Genomic DNA, 6,000 nt, shown 5'->3' with positions numbered 1-6,000 from the left:
TCTTCATCAATTGTTCTTTGGCGTTAGGATCGGCTTTAGCAAAACTTGGGTCGTAAACCGCACTCGTAACAACAGGTTTTCCAAGTCTGTGCTGTAGCCCCTCAACAAACGCCTTACTGCTGTCTGCATCTGCCTGTGCGATTCTAGCCACTTGAAAGAGTCGAATGTCTTCTTCGGCTCTTAACCGGTCGATGTTTCTACTGAACATCCAGAAAGTCATAAGTGGCAGGTTGAGAATCGCTTCGGGCGGAATTGAGTAATGAGCAACAACACGACTGAAATAGAAGCCGAAGTCGATAGAAATAGTGACAACTCCAGCCTCGTCGCGGGTAATTACTTTGCTTCTTCCCCAGCAGCGGCTTCATTTTCTTCTTCAACTTGTGCCATGGCAAAATTGAAGATCTGCTGCAACTGCTCAACGGTCATACGACCAAGAATTTCATCATCAATGGAAGGCAAGAGTTGCTTTACCATCTCTGCATACATCACAACTTGTTCGGCAGGAGATTTGGTCGTCAGATCCTGACCTTCCATTTGTTTAATACGGACAAATAAGCCAACGGTCATGTTGACAATAGGGAACTCCTTGCCACCAAACTTCACACTTTTGACAGGTGGCAGAATTGCATCCAAATCTAACAATTTGGTCATTTTTATTTCTCCATAAATAGTACGGCTCCTGAGAGCCATACTATACAATAATTAACTATTGACTTATTAACGTTAGTCAACGGTGTTTTAGTCAGTGTCTATCTCTTATTCTGCTAGATTTTTATCTTCAGACTTTACCTGCTTAGATAGTTTACCCAATACGCCAACGCTATCTGGGTAGACAGTAAATTCAACGTTGTATACACGTACATCATCAAATTTGTAGGCCATAGTGAAATTACCAGCCGTAGCGGCTTTAGGAAGGGTCAGTACGAAGTCCGTACCGTCTTGAGGTGTTAATACTAATTCTTTCGCAACGTCTACCAGATTTACTCCCATACCGGTAGAAATAGATAAGGTATTGCCATCTGAAGATAAAGTACTTCCTGGCATCAGTTTAACTAAGCGGTTAAGTTCAGATTCTGCCAGTGGTACGGTGACTTTGATATTCCGACCTTGGATCAACTCAGACAAAGTAGTCTGGCCGAATTGGTCAACGGTGACTTTTAGGGTTTCAGTTGCGATTTCAACTTCTACTCCGCCTTTGGTGTAACCCATATCAACGGAGTCAAAACCTACGGCGCAAGCGCCTAACTTGATGTTTTCTACTTTGCTACTCATTGTAATCCCTTACTTATTAAGTCATAACAACTAAACTCAATCGTATATATCACCCTTACATGATAAGTCATGATCGGTAGATTGAGTGCTATGATAAAATTGAAGTGGACTCCTCCAGCTTCAACATTTCTTGCGCTCAGCACTTCCATTGCGCTGTTCGACATTACGTAACTTCAGAGAAATTACTCCATCTAATATAAACGAAAAAGCGTTTTAATAATAGCCTTATTAACGTCTATCCACCTTATTCCGTCAACTAAAAGGAAGTTATGAAAGCAACAACTGATTTTGTTACCAGAAGTTATTGAGTTGCCTTTTTGCTTGCTTGATAGTTAGAATTAATTGTTAGTTTTTTTTATAAGGATTTTTATTGATGAATTCTAAAGTAGTTCAATTCAGAGTTAGCGAAAAAGCTCATAAACGTTTAGCTGATTGTCGAGTTCGACTTCGTTCTCATACCGTAAAGCCAAATCTTGATATGATATTAAATGCTATTTTGGAAAATATGACACTTGCTGATTTTGACCATTATACAAAAGGTTTGGTTTCAGCCAATAATGCAAGATCTAAGCTTGAAAAAATGCTTTCAGAAGGTCGAATTACACAAGTACAAATGAATGAACTGATTGCCAATCTAGATAAGAAATCCTGACATGCAAATTAATATAGGTAATTGTCTAGCTTTCTCTTGCCTATATCGTTTTTCCTCTAAGTAAGAAGGCTTATTAAATTAGGCTTTAGGTCAGTAGTAATTTCTAATTACTTGATATTTCATATATTACATTTATATGAGTAAATAATAGATCTCTTAAATGATTTTAGCCTAAAACTTATCGTTATTACTTTGCTATCTAACCATGTTTTATTCAATACGCAGTGAATCGGGAGGTTGAACCTCCCATTGAAAATAGTCTCTTCCTTGAGACAACAGTGTATGACCGTTTATTCGCCTTCCATGGCATGATTAGTATATGCTGATCTATCATTTAAAATCAATAACCACTTACTTATTTTATTGTTTTTACTCATAAGGGTAAAAGAGTTTTAGGTAGATTTTGATGATAGGCATTAAGGTTATAGATTAACATAAGTAGTTATATTTAATATGTTTTATAAGAATTTAGTTAATTAGTTGGTTCAAATTTACATTGTTTGCTTTTCATACAAATGATAACTATTTTGTTTTGAAGACACTCATAGTCATATGTGTTAAGTAAACGATTATTGAATACATATTTAATGTCAAATAGAATTGGCCGGTCAGTTCTCTCCGTTTAGCTGTTCACGTACTGCCCAAGTGTACAGCGGTAGGTTAGGTAGGTTAGGTTGTAGCGCCCCTCCCCGGATAACAGACTAATTGCGCTTAAGACTGATTATCGACGACAAAGGCAGAAACTCACAGTTGGATAACTTTCGACCGAGGATAAAGCAGGTTCAAGGTGGCAAGATCCTACTCGTACTATTAAGCCGGTATGCCTGTCAAAAGGGACCTCATATCACATTTGAATTCTGAAACTGATTCAATGTAAAAGCTGTACGAATGCCGGGGCGACCATCCCTATAAATGGTTCTGCATACCGTCAACTGTGTTTTAGATTGTACTTTAAGGTTTTGTGGATTAGGAAGTTCTCAGTTTTTTTAATGCTTTTGGTTCTCGGTTAAGATTTGGGATATCTCAGACTTAGTCTAGTAGGGAAGAGAAGGCTTAAGAAGGTAAAACCCTAACCCCATGCCACCATAAGGTCATAGTGAACTATTGTCTTAAAAATACCACCTCAATAAAATCAATGAGTTATGTTGATTTCTGACTTACCCTAAATTCTTATAGTTGTTGTTGCGACTCATGTTCTGATATTCCAACTTTGTTTAAATTATTGTTGTTAGATGAATGGATTGTAGGAACGTGATACCTGCTGAAAACCCTTCAATAAATGTCATGTAATTGTTCATTAATTGATGAACAATTTTTAAACAGAATATAAATCTATTTTTTTTATTTAAAAAAACATATATCGAATTTATAAAAAAGCGCCGGTTAAGGCGCTAAGGGTTTTTATCTAAATTTAGTGCAGTGATGTTAAACAGAATCACGATAAACAAATAAAGGATACCAAATAATAGTAAGTTATTAGTGACTTATCAATGTGCGGTTTTAATTACTGGTTGTTGTATGGTTCTACTGCAATGCAATTTGGTTGGGAATTAGAGCTCGATAAGCATAATTATCCACTTTTTCCACAGGGTAGATCCAATAATAGATCCCTAATAGATCCCTAATAGATCCCCGTACCCTTCCAGCCCTTCTGGCACAAGGCTTTGAAGGGGGTCAATGTCCTCGATAGAGAGTAGGAAAACTCCGATAAGGAGCAAAAAGGACTTCGTTGAAAAGAAAAACCGACTTCGATGGAGAGTAAATACGCCTTTGGTTGTGTATAATTAAGTTCATGTTTTTAATGGATAAAATTTATTTTATTAAATATTATCCACAGGTTTAATCTCAGAGATTATCATGGTGAGTGAGTTCGTTGTTATGAGATCGTGTATAAGTGAATTCAGGAGTAAAAAATGATTGAAAATTTTAATGAAAACAATGACATGAGTGATATGTTTTGGGAAGTTGAAAAAGGGACTGGTGAGGTAATTAACCTCGTTCCCAATACCAGCAATACAGTTCAACCAGTCGTTCTGATGAGATTAGGGCTTTTTGTCCCCACATTGAAATCTACGAAACGAGGACACCAAGGTGAGATGTCCTCGATGGACGCCACGGCGGAACTGAGACAGTTGGCCATTGTCAAAACCGAAGGCTATGAGAATATCCATATCACTGGTGCCAGGCTCGATATGGATAACGATTTTAAAACGTGGGTTGGCATCATTCACTCGTTTGCAAAGCACAAGGTCATAGGAGACGCTGTAACGCTCTCCTTCGTCGATTTCATCAAACTCTGTGGTATCCCATCAAGTAGGTCCTCAAAACGTCTTAGAGAGCGTTTGGGGGCCTCTCTGAGGCGGATTGCAACCAACACTCTGTCATTCAGCAGTCAGAACAAGTCATATCACACCCATCTTGTGCAATCGGCTTACTACGATATGGTAAAAGATACGGTTACTATTCAAGCTGATCCGAAGATATTTGAGTTATATCAGTTCGACCGTAAGGTATTGCTCCAGCTTAGAGCAATTAACGAATTAGGCCGAAAAGAGAGCGCTCAAGCGCTGTATACCTACATCGAGAGTTTACCTCCTAGTCCCGCTCCCATCTCACTGGCACGCTTACGGGCGCGTTTAAACCTCAGATCTCGAGTCACAACGCAGAACGCGATAGTTCGCAAGGCAATGGAGCAGCTGAAAGGCATTGGCTATCTGGATTATACCGAGATTAAGCGTGGTAGTTCCGTTTACTTCATCGTTCATGCAAGGCGACCAAAACTCAAAGCGCTTAAATCTTCTAAGAGTTCGTTTAAGAGGAAAAAGGAAACTCAGGAAGAATCAATTCTTACTGAACTTACGCGAGAAGAGCTTGAATTATTGGAGATAATTAGGGCTGAGAAAATCATCAAGGTTACAAGGAATCATCGTCGTAAAAAACAAACTTTACTGACCTTTGCGGAAGATGAATCTCAATGACTACTATAGTTGGTCGACTTACTCGTTATAGTAGTCCATGGTTAAACAAAGCCAAATTTGCTTTCGCGAACCAGAGTAGAAAATTTCAGTTCCGTGAAACGTTATCCAGCATATTGCTGCTAGTTTCTTAGCATTATTAAAATGAATAACTTATTTAAAATCAAAATGATATGGCGTTACTTTGATCGTTGAAATGGTCAGTGTAGTTTTTTAATTGAGCAGTAGAATAGGAAAAAATGTTTTCTACGAAATTTGCCTGGTGAATTTGATAGATTAGAGCGCCTGCTGCAAAACGTATAGCCTAGTTATTAGTTAAAATAGTAATTATAACAAATGATATAATTTATTTAGTTATGTTGACTTTTTTAAAAAATTTATATCTATGTATTGAAAATAATTGCAATACATTAAGTCAGCGATAGATTATTATAAATAACGAGATTTGATTATTTTTATTGTTTAGATATTTATATTGTTTTTATTATCTGTGTAAATTGGTAAATTTCCTTGTTTATTTAATTATATAGTCTATAGATTGACGTTAATTAAGGTATTGTTGATAAGTGACGTTTTGGATGGCATTTCTATAATTTTATATCTTCTGATTAATACCGGTTCGGGGTGTTACTTTTTACTATTGTGTGTCTTTATACAAAAAGAATAAAAAAAGCACATAGAGCTTGACCTTCTATGTGCTTATATTGAAAAGCAAAGTTTTATGATGCTTTGATCACAAACCGGCTTTCTCCTGAATCAATTATCAAAAATGAACCTATCTCTGACATGTCGATACGATGAACAACGATCCCATTGTTGCCTGTAGAAACCTGTTTGATATCCCCTTCTAGCGATAGTAATTCGCCTAACTCTATATCGCTTAATTCTAAAGAGTTTAATAACTTAAGGCCATGTAGTTTGTTAATTGGTAAAATTATATCGTTTTGCATGTCTAGTCGCTCTTCAGATAGTAAGTAATTGGTTACTTATTTAAGATTACTGTATTTAATGAATTTGGGAGTTCATTTTATAACTTATTGGTGATTTAGACTATGCTTATTTAAATTATTTTTTTACGTTCTGAAATTATGTCTGATAAAT

Annotated in this window: 4 protein-coding genes and 2 pseudogenes; 2 read left to right on the top strand and 4 right to left on the bottom strand. The window is 36.7% G+C overall.

Annotation, left to right across the window (positions count from 1 at the left end):
- From BDD30_RS24900 to BDD30_RS22875, 3 genes and pseudogenes are all read right to left on the bottom strand, one after another.
- Nucleotides 1–208 (bottom strand): hypothetical protein (locus tag BDD30_RS24900; RefSeq protein WP_170152976.1); only part of this gene is annotated, 208 nt, incomplete at its 3' end.
- A 125-nt stretch (nucleotides 209–333) separates the two neighbouring features.
- Nucleotides 334–651 (bottom strand): hypothetical protein, encoded by a 318-nt coding sequence (locus BDD30_RS22880; RefSeq protein WP_041383155.1) that lies wholly within the window; start codon nucleotides 649–651, stop codon nucleotides 334–336.
- Nucleotides 652–780: 129 nt separating this feature from the next.
- Nucleotides 781–1,272: pseudogene (locus tag BDD30_RS22875) on the bottom strand (hypothetical protein); the annotation flags it as partial.
- 373 nt (nucleotides 1,273–1,645) lie between these two features.
- Here BDD30_RS22875 and BDD30_RS22870 point away from each other — a divergent pair.
- Complete coding sequence (locus tag BDD30_RS22870) at nucleotides 1,646–1,924, top strand: hypothetical protein (RefSeq protein WP_012776195.1); 279 nt, start codon at nucleotides 1,646–1,648, stop codon at nucleotides 1,922–1,924.
- A 1,913-nt stretch (nucleotides 1,925–3,837) separates the two neighbouring features.
- A pseudogene (locus BDD30_RS22865) lies at nucleotides 3,838–4,717 on the top strand (RepB family plasmid replication initiator protein); the annotation flags it as partial.
- 901 nt (nucleotides 4,718–5,618) lie between these two features.
- Here BDD30_RS22865 and BDD30_RS22860 read toward each other — a convergent pair.
- Nucleotides 5,619–5,849, bottom strand: a complete 231-nt coding sequence (locus BDD30_RS22860; protein ID WP_041383148.1) for a hypothetical protein — start codon at nucleotides 5,847–5,849, stop codon at nucleotides 5,619–5,621.
- Nucleotides 5,850–6,000 lie beyond the last annotated feature (151 nt).

This window comes from Photorhabdus asymbiotica (assembly GCF_003634575.1).
Classification (GTDB): Bacteria; Pseudomonadota; Gammaproteobacteria; order Enterobacterales; family Enterobacteriaceae; genus Photorhabdus; species Photorhabdus asymbiotica.
This window is presented reverse-complemented; position numbering and strand designations above follow the sequence as displayed.